Source organism: Cryobacterium serini (assembly GCF_004404025.1).
Taxonomy (GTDB): Bacteria; Actinomycetota; Actinomycetes; order Actinomycetales; family Microbacteriaceae; genus Cryobacterium; species Cryobacterium serini.
In genome coordinates this window covers 1-15,732 of the sequence record NZ_SOHN01000007.1, presented here as the reverse complement: position 1 = coordinate 15,732, position 15,732 = coordinate 1, and the positions used below count along the sequence as shown (strand labels likewise).

Sequence of the window (15,732 nt, the reverse complement as noted above, 5' to 3'; positions counted from 1 at the left end):
GCTTATGCCCAGGCTTCTACAAAACAAGACCGATCAGCGCTGCGGCGAGCAATCCGGCGAGCACCACAATGGTGACCCGATGGGTGGTGACGCGGAGAGCATCCGGATCAACGATGGCACTGTCCAGCGCTCCGGTGTCGCGCAGGGCTTCCCATCGCTGGCGCAGCACGAATGCCACCTGTCCAGACGCGGTGCTCACGGAATCCCCCGGCCGCACGCTTCGACCGGTACCGTAGGCGGAATCGCCAAGATTTCGGAGGTCGGAACGCTCAATCGCGATCGCCCCGCGAATGCCGGGACTCGGTGCCGCCCACACCGAAATTCGCCGCTGGGCCGTGAACAGCGTCAAGGTGTAACGGGTGTCGATGCGCTCCACGTGCGGCCACGGCACGAAGAACGTGCGGAACACGTTGACGACCGTGATGCCCGCTTCTTCGACCACAATATGCGGCTGCCAAAACATGGCCATTGCTGCTGCGGAGAAGAACAGCAGCAGTGGCACGGTGCGCAGCAGATTCTCAATGTCGTCGGCCAGCACCAGGCCGACACACCCCGCCGCGCAGAGCGCGGCCACGACGGCGGCCAGAACCCGGCCAAATACAGGACGAAACGTGAAGATCGGCATGGGTTCATTTTCACAGACGACGCGTTCAACACAGACAGGACCTCAGCTGATGAGTAACGAAGCAATCATGTCCCCCGGCAATGGCTCTTCTTCCCGGCCAGTGACAGAGGCCGTACTCGAGGTGACCGACCTCGATGTGGATTTCTGGGTCGAGGGTGAACTGTACCCGGCGGCTATCAAGATGAACTATCAGGTGCGCCGCGGTGAAGTGCTCGCCATCGTGGGGGAGTCCGGATCGGGCAAGAGCACGGGGACCATGGCGCTGCTCGGCCTGTTGCCGCAAAATGCACGCACGACCGGCTCGATCAAGCTTCTCGGAAAAGAAATCTGCGGTCTTCCCGAGTCGGAGATTCGCAAGGTGCGCGGCAATGATGTGGCCACCATTTTTCAGGAGCCGATGACGGCCCTCAACCCGGTCTACACGGTCGGCTTTCAAATTGTGGAGGCCCTGCGCTCGCACTTCGACCTGTCGCCGCACGAGGCGAAAACGCGTGCGATTGAGTTATTGACGCTCGTTGAGATGCCCAACCCTACGTTGTCTTTCGACAAGTATCCGCATCAACTCTCGGGCGGACAGCGGCAACGCGCCATGATTGCCCAGTCAATTTCCTGCGACCCGATATTGCTCGTCGCTGACGAGCCGACGACCGCGCTCGACGTGACAGTGCAGGCTGAAATTCTCGATTTGATGCGCAACCTGCACACCAGACTCGACAGCGCCATCATTCTCATTACGCACGACATGGGCGTCGTCGCCGACCTGGCGGATTGGGTCATGGTGATGAAGAACGGTCTCACGGTCGAGGCCGGGCCGATCGACGATATCTTCAACCGTCCGCAGCATCCGTATACCCAGCAGTTGCTGGCCGCGGTGCCGCACCTGGGCCAAGGCATTGAAACGGTCGCCCGGCAGCAGGTTGCCCGCCCGGTAGGCGTCAAACCGGTGCTTGAGTTTCAAAACGTTTCCATTGACTATCCCAAGCGCGGGCGCATTCCAGCATTCAGGGCAGCCGAGGCCATCGACTTTCAGATCTTTCCCGGGGAGATCGTTGGACTGGTCGGCGAGTCCGGATCGGGCAAGACCACCCTGGGTCGTGCTGCTGTCGGGCTGCTGCCGATCGCCGACGGCACGCTGATCTCCTGTGGGATCGACATTTCCCATGCGAAACTGCGTGATCTCCGGCCGTTGCGCCGCAAAGCCGGCATCGTTTTTCAGGATCCCGCGTCATCGCTCAACCCGAGAATGCCCATCGGAGAATCGATCGGAGAGCCCCTCTATCTGTCCGGTGAAGCGCGCGGCGCTGACCTCGACAAACGCGTACAGACACTGCTGGAACAGGTAGAACTACCCACCAGCTACCGCAACCGTTTTCCGCACGAATTGTCTGGCGGGCAGAAACAGCGCGTCGGGATCGCACGCGCGCTCGCCCTGCATCCGGACCTGTTGATCGCGGACGAACCCACGAGTGCCTTGGACGTCTCGGTACAGGCCCGATTCCTGGACCTGCTGCACGAGCTGCAGGAACGTCTTGGGTTCGCGTGCTTGTTCATCAGCCACGACCTGGCGGTCGTCGACGCACTGGCCCACCGTATCGCGGTGATGCATAAGGGCAAACTTGTGGAGCAGGGCACGAGCGACGAAATTCTGCGTGCCCCGAAGGACCCGTACACGCAGCGATTGATCAGCGCGGTCCCGGTGCCGGATCCGGTGGAACAGCGCCTCCGTCGCGAGGCCCGTCACGCCGCCAAGGGGTGACAGCACCGGGGCAGCAGACACTCCCACCGATGCGCTGACGTGGATACGATAGGATAGTACTTTGGGTCACATTATGACCCCTGGTATCCATTCTTCGTCGCGCGCGAGACTCTGCGGCACTCATTCTTCGTAAGGATCTATTTTTATGGCGATTGCTACACGCAATAACCTCCGAAATGTTGCAATCGTTGCTCACGTTGACCACGGTAAGACGACACTGGTCGACGCGATGCTCAAACAGACCGACTCCTTCGCGGACCACTCCCACGTTGAAGAGCGCGCGATGGACTCGAACGAACTCGAGCGCGAAAAAGGCATCACGATTCTCGCCAAGAACACGGCAGTTTCGTACAAGGGCATCCACGCTGCGGACGGTCCCATCACGATCAACGTGATCGACACCCCGGGCCACGCCGACTTTGGTGGCGAGGTCGAGCGCGGACTGTCGATGGTCGACGGTGTTGTGCTCCTCGTTGACGCTTCAGAGGGCCCGCTGCCGCAGACCCGTTTCGTGCTCCGCAAGGCGCTCGAAGCCAAGCTTCCCGTCATCCTGCTGGTCAACAAGACCGACCGTCCCGACGCGCGCATCGACGAGGTTGTGGCCGAAAGCCAGGACCTGCTCATCGGTCTCGCGAGCGACATGGCCGATGACTTTCCCGACCTCGACCTCGACGCCGTGCTCGACGTACCCGTCGTCTACGCGTCGGGCCGTAACGGCGCCGCCAGCTGGAACAAGCCTGAAGACGGCACGCTGCCCGACAACGACGACCTCGAGCCTTTGTTCGACGCCATCCTCAAGCACATCCCGGCACCGACGTACGATGACACGCACCCGCTTCAGGCGCACGTCACCAACCTCGACGCCTCGCCGTTCCTCGGCCGCCTCGCGCTGCTGCGCATCTTCCAGGGCACCATCAAGAAGGGCCAGACCGTGGCCTGGGTGCAGCAGGACGGCACCGTCAGCAACGTGAAGATCACCGAGCTGCTCATCACCAAGGCTCTGGACCGCTACCCGACCGAGAGCGCCGGCCCCGGCGACATCGTGGCCGTAGCCGGTATCGAGAACATCACCATTGGTGAGACCCTCGCAGACCCCGACGACGTGCGCCCCCTGCCGACCATCACGGTCGACGACCCGGCCATCTCAATGACCATCGGAACCAACACCTCGCCGCTTATGGGCAAGGTCAAGGGCCACAAGCTCACCGCCCGCATGGTCAAGGACCGCCTCGACCGCGAGCTCGTCGGTAACGTCTCGCTCAAAGTAGTCGACATCGGACGCCCGGACGCCTGGGAGGTGCAGGGCCGTGGAGAATTGGCCCTCGCCATCCTGGTCGAGCAAATGCGGCGCGAAGGCTTCGAACTCACTGTCGGCAAGCCGCAGGTAGTCGTCAAGCGCGTCGACGGCAAGATCCACGAGCCTTACGAGCACCTCACCATTGATGCGCCCGAAGAATACCTCGGTGCCATCACGCAGCTGCTCGCCGCCCGCAAGGGTCGCATGGAGAACATGGCCAACCACGGCACCGGCTGGGTTCGCATGGAATTCATCGTTCCGTCGCGCGGCCTGATCGGCTTCCGCACGCAGTTCCTCACCGACACGCGTGGTACCGGTATCGCCAACGCGATCCTGCACGGCTACGAGCCCTGGGCCGGCACGATCAACACCCGCACGAACGGTTCCATCGTGGCCGACCGCTCCGGTGCTGTCACGCCGTTCGCGATCATCAACCTGCAGGAGCGCATGTCGTTCTTCGTGCAGCCGACCAGTGAGGTTTATGAAGGCATGGTCATCGGCGAGAACTCGCGCGCCGACGACATGGACGTGAACATCACCAAGGAAAAGAAACTGACCAACATGCGTCAGTCCAGTTCCGACACGTTCGAGTCGATGACGCCGCCCAAGGTGCTTTCGCTCGAGCAGTGCCTCGAGTTCGCCCGCGAAGACGAGTGCGTCGAGGTCACCCCCGCCGCCGTGCGTATCCGCAAGGTAGAGCTGACGGCATCCGCTCGCTCACGCCAGGTTTCACGCGTGAAGAAGATGGACGCGAACTAGCCAGTTCCCCTCTGCGCGAGCGCAAAAAGTGCTGCTTTGACCAAGTCGAAGCAGCACTTTTTGCGCTCCTGCGATATACCGGTGTTTTGAATTTGAGAGGTTTCACATGACTGCCAGCCGACCGGCACGACGAGTTACGCTTGGCCTCCTTGTAGCCGCAGTCGCATTACCGCTGTTGGCGGGCTGCTCCCTGGGCGAAAACGCGCGCGACTCTGTGAGTGGTGCCGTGAATGGCGCGGTGCAGGACGCGACGGGCGGCGACGTCAGCCTGGGCGGGCAACTTCCCGCCGACTGGCCGACCGATATTCCCGTGGTCGACGGAGAGATTCTCTTCGCGACCGGTGGCCTGGGCGAGAGTGGAGTCGGTGCCTGGGTGGTCACCGTCAATGCCACTTCAACGACCCCCTGAAGGAGGCGCGCACTGAGCTTTTGGCGGCTGGCTTCACCGAAGTTGTAGCCGGAGTCGATGCTGAGGTGGTCACAATGGCCAACGCGGCGTACGGCGTCGTCGTCGCTGGCAATCCCGACGGCGTTGTCTACACCGTCACTCCGGTTCCGGCGCTCGGTTAGGCGAACAGGGCCGCGCCGACGTAACTACCGTCGGAGATGCCGCCCGGAGCGGCGAATAGGGCACTGCCGACGTGCCGAATGTACTCGTTGAGTGCGTCGTGCTTGGCGAGGTTGAGCTGCACCGCGGTGAACTGGGCGGGCGAGCGTTGAAAGCTGATAAAGAACAGCCCGGCTTCAAGCCGGCCCAGCTCGTCATTGCCGTCGACGAAGTTGTAGCCGCGGCGCAGTAACTTCATGCCCTTATTCTGGGTTGGATGCGCGAGCCGCACGTGTGCAGCGGCGCCGATGAGCGGACGGTCTTCCCGGCCGGTCAGAACGAAGTCGGGTTCGGTGAATTCGGTTCCGCCGGAGAGCGGCGCCCCTGACCCCTTGGTGCGACCGAACACGGCCTCTTGCTCACTCAGAATAGAGCGGTCCCAGGTCTCGATCGTCATGCGGATGCGCCGCGCCACCAGGTAGGAGCCGCCCGCCAGCCAGGCCGGGCCGTCGGACGTCGCCACCCACACCTGGTCGGCGACGACCTCAGGCTCTTCGGCTTTGATATTAGACGTGCCGTCCATAAAGCCGAACAGGTTGCGCGGGGTGGCCTGAGCCGTTGACGTCGATGAGGTGCGACCGAATCCGAGCTGGGACCAGCGGAGGGCGGCCCGCCCAAACGCGATGCGGGACAGGTTGCGAATGGCGTGCACGGCCACCTGGGGGTCGTTCGAGCAGGCCTGGATACACAGGTCACCGTCGCTGCGGCCGGCGTCGAGGTCGTCGCCGGGAAAGTGCGGAAGCGGCGCCAGATCGGCCGGCCGGCGGCCGACAATGCCGAAGCGATCGACGCCATCCGCTGTTTCAAACAGGGTCGGCCCGAAACCGAACGTGATGGTGAGGCCAGCCGTTGGCAAGCCTTGTGCCTCGCCGGTATCTTCAGGCGGTGCGTCATAGGGGCCGCTGACAGCGCCGTACTCCCCGATATCCTGCCCGGCGGCCATCGAAGCGGCTGCGACCGTCCAATCCCGCAGTAGCTCGATCAGCTGGGCGCGCGTGGTGCCGGCGGAGACGTCGAAAGCGGCGAAGTGCAGGCGATCCTGCGCTGGCGTGACAATGCCGGCCTGGTGGTTGCCATAGAACGGGTAGACCGGCGAAACGGATGCCGCCTCCGATCCCGACGACGCCGCCACCGCAGCTCTATCCCCGGCTACACCGAGCCCGATCCCGGCGACACCGGCCCCGGCGAGGCCGAGGAGCCCCCGCCGCGACAGGCCGCGTGCTGCCGTGGCCGGAGCGGCCGAGGTGGGCCCGGCGGAGAGCGCCGCACGTGGCTGGGCCCGCTTACCGCGTGTGCTGCTGCTCTTCAGGCTGCGCGTCACAGTACGAGCGCGGCGGTGAGCTGGTTCAACGGCTCACCGAGCGCGTTGACTTGATCGGCGAGGGCACGAATCTCGGCCGGAGTGAGATCGGTGTAGAGCTTGAATCCGTCGCCGACGCGCTGGACGTCCAGGAGCGCCTGCAGGGAGGCGAACTCGGCGTCGAGCGAAGCGGCCAGCTCGGCATCCGTCTGCAGCAGGATTGGGCGCACGCCGTCGTAGAGCACCTGGGCTCCATCGACGTTGGCCTGAAAGTCCCAGAGGTCGGTGTGCGACCAGGTCTCTTCCTCGCCGGTGACCTTGCCGGTCGCGACCTCGTCGAGCAGGCCGATGGCACCGTTGGTCTGCTGCGACAGGGTAAAACTCAAACCCTGCACCTTCGAGTGCAGGGTGGCGGTGTCGGCGACGAGCTGCTGCGTGAGGGCTGCGCGTTTCTCGGTGCTGTACGCCTCGAAGCCGGCTTCAGCTTCGGTCGGCCAGAGGTCCTTCTCGATCGCGTGCCAGCCGGTCCAGTCCTGGCCCACTTCGAGGTCGGCCTCGCGCAGGTCGAGCTTGGGGTCGAGGTCGCCGAACGATTCGGCAATGGTCTCTACCCGCTCCCAGTGCACCCGGGTCGACGCGTACAGGCTGCGGGCCGTGTCGTCGTCCCCATTTATATAGGCGGCGGCGAACGAGTCGGTGCCGGTGACGAGCTGGTCGATCTGATCGCTGACGTACGAGGCGTAGTCGGAGTTGGCGGTGTCGATCTGGGCCGCAAGGTCGACGTCGACGGCGGCGGCGGCGGCATCCGTTTTGGTGGCGGTGAATTCGGCCTTGCCGACGCCATCGCCGGTCATCCCCGGCTTGCAGGCGGTGAAGTAGTTGCCGGCGTCAAGCTGCACGACGAGGTCGCGGCTGAGTCCGGGGCCAATGTTCTCCGCCTCGCCGACGATGCGCAGGCCGTCGTCGGCGAGCAGGTAAAACTCGGTCACCTGATCGCCGGAATTGGTGATCGAAAAGCGGATACTGCCAGCCGGCGCCTCATTTGCTGATATCGCACACTCCGTCGCGCTGCTGTCTACGGTAAGGGCTGTGTGCAAGGCTGCCGGGTCGTTTGCGACGCAGCCGCTGAGTAGAGAGACGCCGAGAACACCGACGCCGAGCAGGCGGGCAGAACGCAAGACACGAGGCATGAAGATCCTTTGGCAGAGAAACGAGAAGTCAGTGCGCGGAAACCGGAACGGGCGCCGGCGTCCGGGGTGCGGCCTGAACCGGGTGAGTGCTCGTGCGACCTTGGCGGCTCTTTTTGATGAAGAGGGTCAGGGTGGGCACGGCGTAGGCCAGCCAGGCGAACATCTCCAGCCAGGTGGTGGCGGGGGAGAAGTTCAAGGTGCCCTTGAGCAGAGTGCCGTACCAGCTGTCCGGCGGCACGGCGGCGCTCACATTGAAGGCAAGGGCGTGCAGGCCGGGCAGAATGCCGGCTTCCTGCAGGTCGTGCACACCGTAGGAGAGCACGCCAGCGGCAACGACAATGAGGATGGCCCCGGTATAGGTGAAGAACTTCGACAGGTTAATCTTGAGCATGCCGGCGTAAATCAGAGCACCGAGGCCGATCGCGGTCGCGATGCCGAGGGCAGCGCCGAGCAGCGGCATGGTCGTTGCGCCGGTGGCTTGCACGGCGGCCCACAGGAACAGGGCGGTCTCGATGCCCTCACGGCCGACGGCGAGAAACGCGACGAGCACGAGTCCGAGGCCGGTGCCGAGGAGGTATTTATCGATGTTGCCCTGCAGGTGTCCCTTGAGGTCGCGCGCGGTGCGCAGCATCCAGAACACCATCCAGGTCACGAGGCCGGTCGCGATGATCGACAGCACCCCGCCGATGGTCTCCTGCGCGGTGAACGAGAGCCCGTAGGTTCCGTAGGTGAGCAGAGCACCGATGCCGAGGGCGAGCAGCACGGCGAGGCCGATGCCGAGCCAGATGCGCGGCAGCACGTCGCGCCGGTTGATCTTCACGACGTAGGCGATGAGGATCGTCACGATCAGCGCGGCCTCAAGGCCTTCGCGCAGGCCGATCAGGTAGTTTGCGAGCACGGGGTTCCTTGAATGATTCGGCCGACAGTTTCGGTAACATATTGGTAAGGCTAACCTTACCGAGTTTGACTCTAGTCCGACCGGTGCGATCGTGTCTAGTTATGATTCATTTCGGGGACAGATAGTACCCGGCAAGACGAACAGCCCGCAGAGCAGAAACGGTGCGTACGCCCATGGTCATGTCCGGCAGCGGCGAGCGAATCCTGTTCGTGCATGCTCGGCCCGGCGACGAATCCGCTCTTACCGGCGGCACGATCGCCCGGTTGCGCGCCGATGGATCCCGGGTGGTTGTGCTCTACGCCGTTGCTCACACCGAAATGGATGCCGCAATCTCCGCGGCGCTGGCCGAACTCGGGGCGCGTGTCTGGCATCGCTTGCCGCAGGCCTCCGCGCAGGAATTCGAATCGACCATTCGAGAGGCCATTGACGCGTTCGACGCAACCGCAGTGGTTGTCGGCACCGTCGATGACGGTCTGCGTGTGGTCGCGCAGGCCGCCGCGCACGAGGCCGGCCTGCCGGTGTTTCTGGCCTGCACGGTTCGGCAGGCAGCCGGCCAGCGTCTCATTGCAATCGACGTCGGCGCGCACCTCGACCAGAAACTGCGCGCACTCTCGCACTTTCCCGCGCGCTGGACCCTGGCCGAGCGCACTCGCATCCTGGCTGACGGGGCCACCGATGTCGTCACCGACACCGAAACGTTCCTGAGAACGGATGCCCCGCGCACAGCGCTGCCCGCGCCCACCGAACGACCCGCTCGCCCGACCCTAACAAACCGGTCTTTGGGCGGTCTCGGCGGACTGCTTCTGGGCATCCTCTTTGGTGTGCTGGGAACAATCGCTCACCAGGTCACCCTGACCCTGTTCGGTGTGGCGCTTCCGATCGGCCTGGCAATCGCGTTCGTCGGCATCGGCGCGTTACTGCTCGGGCTGCGGCTTGTAGTGGGGGACAGGTTCGTGGTGGGCCTCGCCGCGACGGGATTGCTCCTGACCATTTTCGTGCTCTCACTGCGCGGTTCCGGAGGGTCGGTCCTGGTACCGGCTGGCTTGCCCGGAACCCTGTGGACCGTTGTTCCTGCGCTGATCGCGGCTTTCGTGCTGGCCTGGCCGAAACTTCCGCCGCGCCGACCCTAGCCGCACCGCGTCATACGGAAAGGGGCCTGACCGAGGGGGCGTAGAATCAGAAGTCCGCTCTTGAAGGGAATCCCCAGCCTGTGACGTATGTGATCGCTCTGCCGTGCGTCGATGTGAAAGATCGTGCTTGCATCGATGAATGCCCGGTGGACTGCATTTATGAGGGCGAACGCTCGCTCTATATTCATCCTGACGAGTGCGTCGACTGCGGGGCCTGTGAGNCTGTGAGCCGGTCTGCCCGGTCGAGGCCATCTACTACGAAGATGACCTGCCCGAACAGTGGGCCGACTACTACAAAGCCAACGTCGAATTCTTCGATGACATCGGCTCCCCGGGAGGCGCCGCCAAGATCGGCGTGCTCGCCAAGGACCACCCCGTCATCTCCGCACTGCCCCCGCAGGTTGCGCACTAAGCGATTTTCGTGCTGAAGCCGCTGCCGGATTACCCCTGGGATCAGATGGTGCCTTTCGCGACCCAGGCACGGCAACACGCCGACGGCATTGTCGACCTGTCGATCGGTTCGCCGGTCGATGCCACGCCCGACGTGGTACAGCATGCGCTGCGCGCTGCAACGGATGCCCACGCCTACCCGCAAACCGTCGGTACGCCTGCCCTGCAGCAGGCGATCATCGCCTGGTATGCAAGGCGCCGCGGTGTCACCGGCCTCGAACCGAAGAACGTGTTGCCCACGATCGGTTCCAAGGAGCTCGTGGCCCTCATGCCGTTCATGCTTGGCCTCGGCGAGGGCGACACGATCGTGCACCCGCGGGCGGCCTACCCGACCTACGCGATCGGTGCCGCTATCTCCGGCGCGGCGGCCCTGGCCTCTGATGATCCGGCCGAGTGGCCCGAATCGACCAAGCTGATCTGGCTGAACAGCCCCGGAAACCCGGACGGCGGAGTGTTGTCGGTCGATCACCTGCGCGCTGCTGTTGCCCGTGCCCGCGAACTCGACGCGGTGATCGTGAGCGACGAGTGTTACGCCGAGCTCGGCTGGGACGCCCCCTGGGACGCCGAGGCAATCCCGAGCATCCTCGACCCCCGAGTTATTGACGGCGACCTGCGCAACATCGTCGCGATCTACTCGCTGAGCAAGCAGTCCAACATGGCCGGCTATCGAGCAGCCTTCGCGGCCGGCTGCAGCGGCGTACTGAAGCGGCTGCTGACGGTGCGCAAGCATGCCGGGCTCATGCTTCCGGCGCCCCTGCAGGAGGCAATGATCGCCGCTCTCGGCGACGACGAGCACGTTGCCGTGCAGAAGGAGCGCTATCGCGCGCGCCGCGCCGCGCTGCGTCCCGCGCTGGAGGCGGCCGGCTTTCGCATCGATCAGAGCGAAGCCGGACTCTACCTGTGGGCGACCGAGGGTCGTCCCGCATGGCAATCCATCGAACGGATGGCCGACCTAGGCATTCTGGCCGGTCCCGGTCCGTTCTATGGCGATGTCTACCCCGAGCACGTGCGATTCTCGCTCACCGCGACCGACGAGCGTATCGCCGCGGCCGTGGCACGCTTATTGGTCTAAAACAGGGTCTGTTTGGGCGGAGGTCTGTAGGCTTCCACCAACGAACCGCGCGAAGTCTTAGCTGATGCAACAGTAGGTGGTCAGGCCGATTAGGCTGTAATCGCGGCGGAATCGACCACAGCAGCTTAATCACTTGCCGATTCAGTGACGCGTCGCCACATTTCATCCGGCAGAGATACCCGAGGAGGCTCCGTGACCGACGTCGCGCAGCAGACAACATCCGGCGAACCGATGAGCGCTGACCCCAACAAGGTCACCATCACTTTCCCCGGCGGGAGCGCAGAGTTCCCGATCCTGACCAGTGTGGAAGGCGTGTCGAGCATCGACATCTCCACCCTGACGAAGAAGACCGGCCTCACCACGCTGGACTACGGGTTCGTGAACACGGCGGCAACCCGCTCCGCGATCACCTACATCGACGGTGACGCCGGCATCCTGCGCTATCGCGGGTATCCGATCGAACAGATCGCCCAGAACTCGAACTTCCTCGAGACGGCCTGGCTGCTGATCTACGGTGATTTGCCCAGCGCGAGCGAACTGGCCAACTTCGACGATCGCATCCGTCATCACACGCTGTTGCACGAAGACATGCGTCGGTTCTTTGATTCCCTGCCGCACAAGGCGCACCCGATGAGCGTTCTCGCGTCGGGCGTCTCGGCCCTGTCCACGTTCTACCAGGACTCGCTCGACCCGAAGGACCCGGAGCAGGTCGAGATTTCGACCATTCGTCTGCTGGCCAAGCTGCCGGTCATGGCCGCCTACGCGCACAAGAAGAGCGTCGGGCAGGCCTTTCTCTACCCCGACAACTCCCTGAGCTTCGTCGATAACTTTCTCAAGCTCAACTTCGGCAACATGGCCGAGCCCTATGAGATCAACCCCGTCGTCAGCAAGGCCCTTGAACGCCTGCTCATGCTTCACGAAGACCACGAGCAGAACGCGTCGACCTCGACGGTGCGCATGGTTGGCTCGACCGAGGCCAACCTGTTTGCGTCAGTCTCCTCCGGCATCAACGCGCTGTTTGGACCGCTGCACGGCGGAGCTAACGAAGCCGTGCTGGCGATGCTCGGTGAGATCCAGGCATCCGGTCAGGGCGTCGAAAAGTACGTCGAACGCGTCAAGAATAAAGAACACGGCGTGAAGCTCATGGGCTTCGGGCACCGGGTCTACAAGAACTACGACCCGCGCGCCACCCTGGTTAAGGAGAGCGCTCACGAGGTGCTGGCTGCTCTCGGCGTCAAGGACGACCTGCTCGACATTGCTCAGGAACTCGAGCACATCGCGCTCAACGACGATTACTTCAAGGAACGTCGCCTGTACCCCAACGTCGATTTCTACACCGGTGTCATTTACAAGGCGATGGGCTTTCCGACGCGCATGTTCACCGTGCTTTTCGCAATCGGGCGTCTGCCCGGCTGGGTCGCGCACTGGCGTGAGATGAACGAGGATCCAGCTTCCAAGATCGGTCGCCCGCAGCAGCTCTATGTGGGCTCCCCGGCGCGAGACTACCCGCTGCGGTAGCACCGCTTTTATTCGGCGGCTTGATCCACGGGCCTTGCATTGATGGCGTCACGGCCGGTTCCTTGGCGACTTTACTTCGTTGACAACGGATGCGTCGCCTTTCGCCGCGCACCGTTCGCCTTCGTCGTTCACCTTTCGTCGGATTTGGAATGGATCGGTGGAACGTATTCGTGAGGCGGAATATGCACGGGAATACGCTTTGAGAGGGCGCCCAGCCGAGGTGTCCGTCACTGAAAGGTTCGCCCATGACTGTGCTCGAGATGACTGCGCCCGCGACACTCGCGACGGCAACCCCCACGACTGCGCGCCCGACGCAGACCCTGCCGACCATCATCCAGGGCGGCATGGGCGTTGCCGTATCGTCGTGGCAGCTCGCCCGAGCGGTGTCGAAAGCGGGGCAGCTCGGTGTCGTCAGCGGTACCGCTCTCGACACCGTGATCGCTCGGCGCTTGCAGGACGGCGACGCGGGTGGCCACGTGCGCCGAGCGTTGGCTCACTTCCCGGTTCCGGCCCTCGCCGACCGGGTGCTGCGGAAGTACCTGCGCCTCGGCGGTCGCGGCCCTGGAAATCCGTACCTTCCCATCGCCAAGGTCAGCCAGCATCCGCTCGCAAAATCGCTCGAGCTGAGTGTCGTGGCCAACTTCGTTGAAGTCTGGCTGGCCAAGGAGGGCCACGATGGTCTGGTCGGTATCAATTTTCTCGAGAAGGTGCAGTTGGCCACTCCGAGCGCGGCCTACGGCGCGATGTTGGCCGGTGTCGACTATGTGCTGATGGGGGCGGGAATTCCGGCCGAGATTCCTGCCCTGCTGACCGGACTGGCCCAGCACGAGACCCGGGCGCTCGACCTGCACGTCGAGAACTCCACCACCAGGTATTCCGTCGAGTTCAATCCAGAAGCCCTGACCGGTGGAGGACTGCCGCCGTTACACCGGCCTCGTTTTCTGGCGATCGTCGCTGCCCATGTGCTTGCTGTGTACCTGACCCGGGAGGAGTCGACCCGTCCCGACGGCTTCATCATTGAAGGGCCGCGGGCCGGCGGGCACAACGCTCCGCCGCGCGGACGCGCCGTGCTCGACGACGACGGCCAACCGGTCTATGGCCCCCGGGATGACGCCGATCTGGCGAAGGTCGCAGCGGTCGGCCTGCCGTTCTGGGTCGCCGGCGGTTACGGCACCCCCGAGCGGGTCAGTGAAGCCCTCGCAATCGGCGCCGCCGGCGTTCAGGTGGGAACGCTGTTCGCCCTCGCGGCCGAATCCGGCCTCGACGAGACCCTGCGGGAGCAGCTGCTCCGCCAAATCGACGGCCAGGGGCTGGAGATTCGTACCGATCCGCTGGCATCCTCGACGGGATTCCCGTTCAAAGTCGCAACGCTGCCCGGAACCTTGTCCGAGGGCACCCTGTACGAAGAGCGCCCGCGCCTGTGCGATCTCGGTTATCTGCGGGTGCCGTACGAACGCGCCCCCGGAGTGCTCGGTTATCGTTGCCCGGCCGAACCGGTCGCGACGTTTGTGCGCAAGGGCGGTTCCAGCGAAGAAGCCGCCGGCCGCAAATGCCTGTGCAACGCCCTCACGGCCAACGTCGGACTCAGCCAGACCCGGCGAAATGGATACGAGGAGTTGCCGTTGGTCACTCTCGGTACTGACCTCGACGGGGTCAACGCGTTGCGTGCCGCGCACCCCCAAGGCTGGTCCGCCACCGAAGCTGTAGCCTACCTCGAATCTAAATCTCGATAGCAGCCTACGAACTGAACCGGCGCAGTGCCGGTTCAGTCGGGCGCTACCTCCGGACAGCGGGGCACGGAACAGTCCTAGCGACCGAGTTCACGGGCGAGGTGGCGGCCGGTGTCGCCGCACTCGGCGGCTCCAGTGCCGAATTCTCCGGTCTCAGTGATGCCGAGGTGCTCGCTGCGCGTGGTCCGATCGCGGATCTGCTGCGACTAAGCCACACGGTGGCGGCGTTGCTGGCGGGCACCATCGCCGAGCGATCCCGGCCGCAACTGGGCCAGTCGGGTTTGGCGGCGCGGCACGGGTATGGCAACCCGACACTGATGGTGCAGCACGCCACCGGCCTGAGCCGCATCGAGGCTGGTCGGCTGCTCGCCATTGGGGTGCTGATGAGCGAGACCGAAAAGGCTGAACGCCGCGCGGTCGAGGTGCGGGAGGCTGAGCGTAGAGCGGTGCGTGCCACGCAGGCTGCGGCTGAGGCCGCCGCGAGGGAAGCGGCTACGGCAGCCGACGCACAGCGGGAGACGGAGTGGCAAACCGCCCAGTGGGAGGCTCGGGAGGCAGATCGGGCGGCAGTCTGGGCTGAGTTGAACCCCGATCAGCCGCTCCCCGACGCCCCGCTTCGCCCGGTCTTGCCGGTTGTCGCAGCGGTCCCGGCCGTCCCGGCCGTGCCGGCCGTGCCGGTCGTGCTGGTCGCACCGGTGGTGCCGGTGCCGGTGCTGCAGCCGGTGCTGCAACCGGTAATCATTCCCTGGCAGGCACCGATCATGCACGCCGTCGCCGCTGGTGCTTTCTCACCCGGCGTCGGCGATGCCCTGCTTCGTGGGCTGGGCACCCTCGACCAGGCCATCACCGCTGACAGGCTCGCCTCAGCCCTACGCGTGCTGCTCGTCGACGCCCCCAAAATGAATACCGAGCAGGCCTTCAAACGAGCCAGGCGCTTGCGTGACGAGCTGGATGCGGCCGGTATTTTGGCGAGGGAGAAGCAGGCGCGACGATACGACGTGGTCGCTCTGGCGTCGGGCCGACGGCATGGTGACCCTGCACGCACTACTACCGGCGGAGCAGGGCGAAATGTGGATAGCAACCTACGACGCCCTGACCAGTCCGCGGCGTGGCGGGGTGCGGTTTGTCGATCCGGAACGGGCAGCGTGGGCGAAGAGCGTCAAAGACGACCCACGCACGCTCGACCAGATCGCCGCGGATTCCTTCACCCAACTTCTCAAACTCGGCGCTGATGCTGACCCCAACACACTCTTCGGCGGGCACCGCCCGGCGGTGTGGCCTTGACCCCGGAGAGTGGACACGGGTTAAGCGGCGAGTTGGATCTTTGCGGCCTGTGACGAGTATTGCAGCTCGAAGGCCACAGGCGTGACGTGCCCGATCGAGGAGTGGCGACGGCGACG

The 15,732-nt window shown here is 64.3% G+C and carries 13 protein-coding genes and 1 pseudogene; 10 read left to right on the top strand and 4 right to left on the bottom strand.

The genetic code is table 11. The features are described 5' to 3' along the window. Positions 1–16: 16 nt before the first annotated feature. Positions 17–625, bottom strand: coding sequence for a PH domain-containing protein (locus E3T51_RS02405; RefSeq protein WP_134527076.1), 609 nt, complete (start codon positions 623–625; stop codon positions 17–19). A gap of 67 nt (positions 626–692) precedes the next feature. On the opposite strand from E3T51_RS02405, the gene E3T51_RS02400 reads away from it, so the two are divergent. From E3T51_RS02400 to E3T51_RS16660, 4 genes are all read left to right on the top strand, one after another. Continuing rightward, complete coding sequence (locus E3T51_RS02400; protein WP_104193193.1) at positions 693–2,381, top strand: dipeptide ABC transporter ATP-binding protein; 1,689 nt, start codon at positions 693–695, stop codon at positions 2,379–2,381. Between the two features lie 145 nt (positions 2,382–2,526). After that, complete coding sequence (gene typA / locus E3T51_RS02395; protein WP_104192989.1) at positions 2,527–4,437, top strand: translational GTPase TypA; 1,911 nt, start codon at positions 2,527–2,529, stop codon at positions 4,435–4,437. Between the two features lie 106 nt (positions 4,438–4,543). Then, positions 4,544–4,846: a hypothetical protein gene (locus tag E3T51_RS02390; protein ID WP_134527073.1), complete on the top strand. Its 303-nt coding sequence runs from the start codon at positions 4,544–4,546 to the stop codon at positions 4,844–4,846. Between the two features lie 20 nt (positions 4,847–4,866). Next, complete coding sequence (locus tag E3T51_RS16660) at positions 4,867–5,007, top strand: hypothetical protein (protein WP_166806360.1); 141 nt, start codon at positions 4,867–4,869, stop codon at positions 5,005–5,007. Here the strand turns inward: E3T51_RS16660 and efeB are convergent. The 3 genes from efeB to efeU are packed head-to-tail and all read right to left on the bottom strand — an operon-like array spanning position 5,004 to position 8,432. Then, positions 5,004–6,365: an iron uptake transporter deferrochelatase/peroxidase subunit gene (gene efeB / locus E3T51_RS02385; protein ID WP_255453207.1), complete on the bottom strand. Its 1,362-nt coding sequence runs from the start codon at positions 6,363–6,365 to the stop codon at positions 5,004–5,006. The genes E3T51_RS16660 and efeB overlap by 4 nt on opposite strands. Then, positions 6,362–7,534 (bottom strand): iron uptake system protein EfeO, encoded by a 1,173-nt coding sequence (efeO, locus tag E3T51_RS02380; RefSeq protein WP_134527071.1) that lies wholly within the window; start codon positions 7,532–7,534, stop codon positions 6,362–6,364. The genes efeB and efeO overlap by 4 nt, the downstream gene beginning before the upstream one ends. Before the next feature lie 28 nt (positions 7,535–7,562). Next, on the bottom strand, positions 7,563–8,432 hold the full coding sequence (gene efeU / locus E3T51_RS02375; RefSeq protein WP_134527068.1) for an iron uptake transporter permease EfeU: 870 nt from the start codon (positions 8,430–8,432) through the stop codon (positions 7,563–7,565). A 161-nt stretch (positions 8,433–8,593) separates the two neighbouring features. Between efeU and E3T51_RS02370 the strand changes: the two genes are divergently transcribed. The 6 genes and pseudogenes from E3T51_RS02370 to E3T51_RS17055 all read left to right on the top strand — a co-directional run bounded on the left by E3T51_RS02370 (position 8,594) and on the right by E3T51_RS17055 (position 15,564). Beyond that, the gene (locus E3T51_RS02370; protein ID WP_166806359.1) at positions 8,594–9,562 is read left to right on the top strand and encodes a PIG-L deacetylase family protein; all 969 of its coding nucleotides are present in this window, start codon (positions 8,594–8,596) and stop codon (positions 9,560–9,562) included. Between the two features lie 80 nt (positions 9,563–9,642). Then, positions 9,643–9,974: pseudogene (gene fdxA, locus E3T51_RS02365) on the top strand (ferredoxin). A gap of 9 nt (positions 9,975–9,983) precedes the next feature. After that, entirely contained in the window at positions 9,984–11,084 is a 1,101-nt protein-coding gene (gene dapC / locus E3T51_RS02360) for a succinyldiaminopimelate transaminase (protein WP_277613340.1), read from the top strand. 231 nt (positions 11,085–11,315) lie between these two features. Continuing rightward, the gene (locus tag E3T51_RS02355) at positions 11,316–12,602 is read left to right on the top strand and encodes a citrate synthase (protein WP_134527502.1); all 1,287 of its coding nucleotides are present in this window, start codon (positions 11,316–11,318) and stop codon (positions 12,600–12,602) included. Positions 12,603–12,847: 245 nt separating this feature from the next. Then, on the top strand, positions 12,848–14,335 hold the full coding sequence (locus E3T51_RS02350) for a nitronate monooxygenase (RefSeq protein ID WP_241989132.1): 1,488 nt from the start codon (positions 12,848–12,850) through the stop codon (positions 14,333–14,335). 98 nt (positions 14,336–14,433) lie between these two features. Continuing rightward, positions 14,434–15,564, top strand: coding sequence for a hypothetical protein (locus tag E3T51_RS17055; protein WP_241989131.1), 1,131 nt, complete (start codon positions 14,434–14,436; stop codon positions 15,562–15,564). Positions 15,565–15,732: the final 168 nt, after the last annotated feature.

Excerpts from the sequence above, each read along its gene's own strand:
- E3T51_RS02405 (WP_134527076.1), bottom strand. The coding sequence starts at position 625 with ATGCCGATCTTCACGTTTCGTCCTGTATTTGGCCGGGTTCTGGCCGCC.
- E3T51_RS02400 (WP_104193193.1), top strand. The coding sequence starts at position 693 with ATGTCCCCCGGCAATGGCTCTTCTTCCCGGCCAGTGACAGAGGCCGTA.
- typA (WP_104192989.1), top strand. The coding sequence starts at position 2,527 with ATGGCGATTGCTACACGCAATAACCTCCGAAATGTTGCAATCGTTGCT.
- E3T51_RS02390 (WP_134527073.1), top strand. The coding sequence starts at position 4,544 with ATGACTGCCAGCCGACCGGCACGACGAGTTACGCTTGGCCTCCTTGTA.
- efeO (WP_134527071.1), bottom strand. The coding sequence starts at position 7,534 with ATGCCTCGTGTCTTGCGTTCTGCCCGCCTGCTCGGCGTCGGTGTTCTC.
- E3T51_RS02355 (WP_134527502.1), top strand. The coding sequence starts at position 11,316 with ATGAGCGCTGACCCCAACAAGGTCACCATCACTTTCCCCGGCGGGAGC.
- E3T51_RS02350 (WP_241989132.1), top strand. The coding sequence starts at position 12,848 with ATGACTGTGCTCGAGATGACTGCGCCCGCGACACTCGCGACGGCAACC.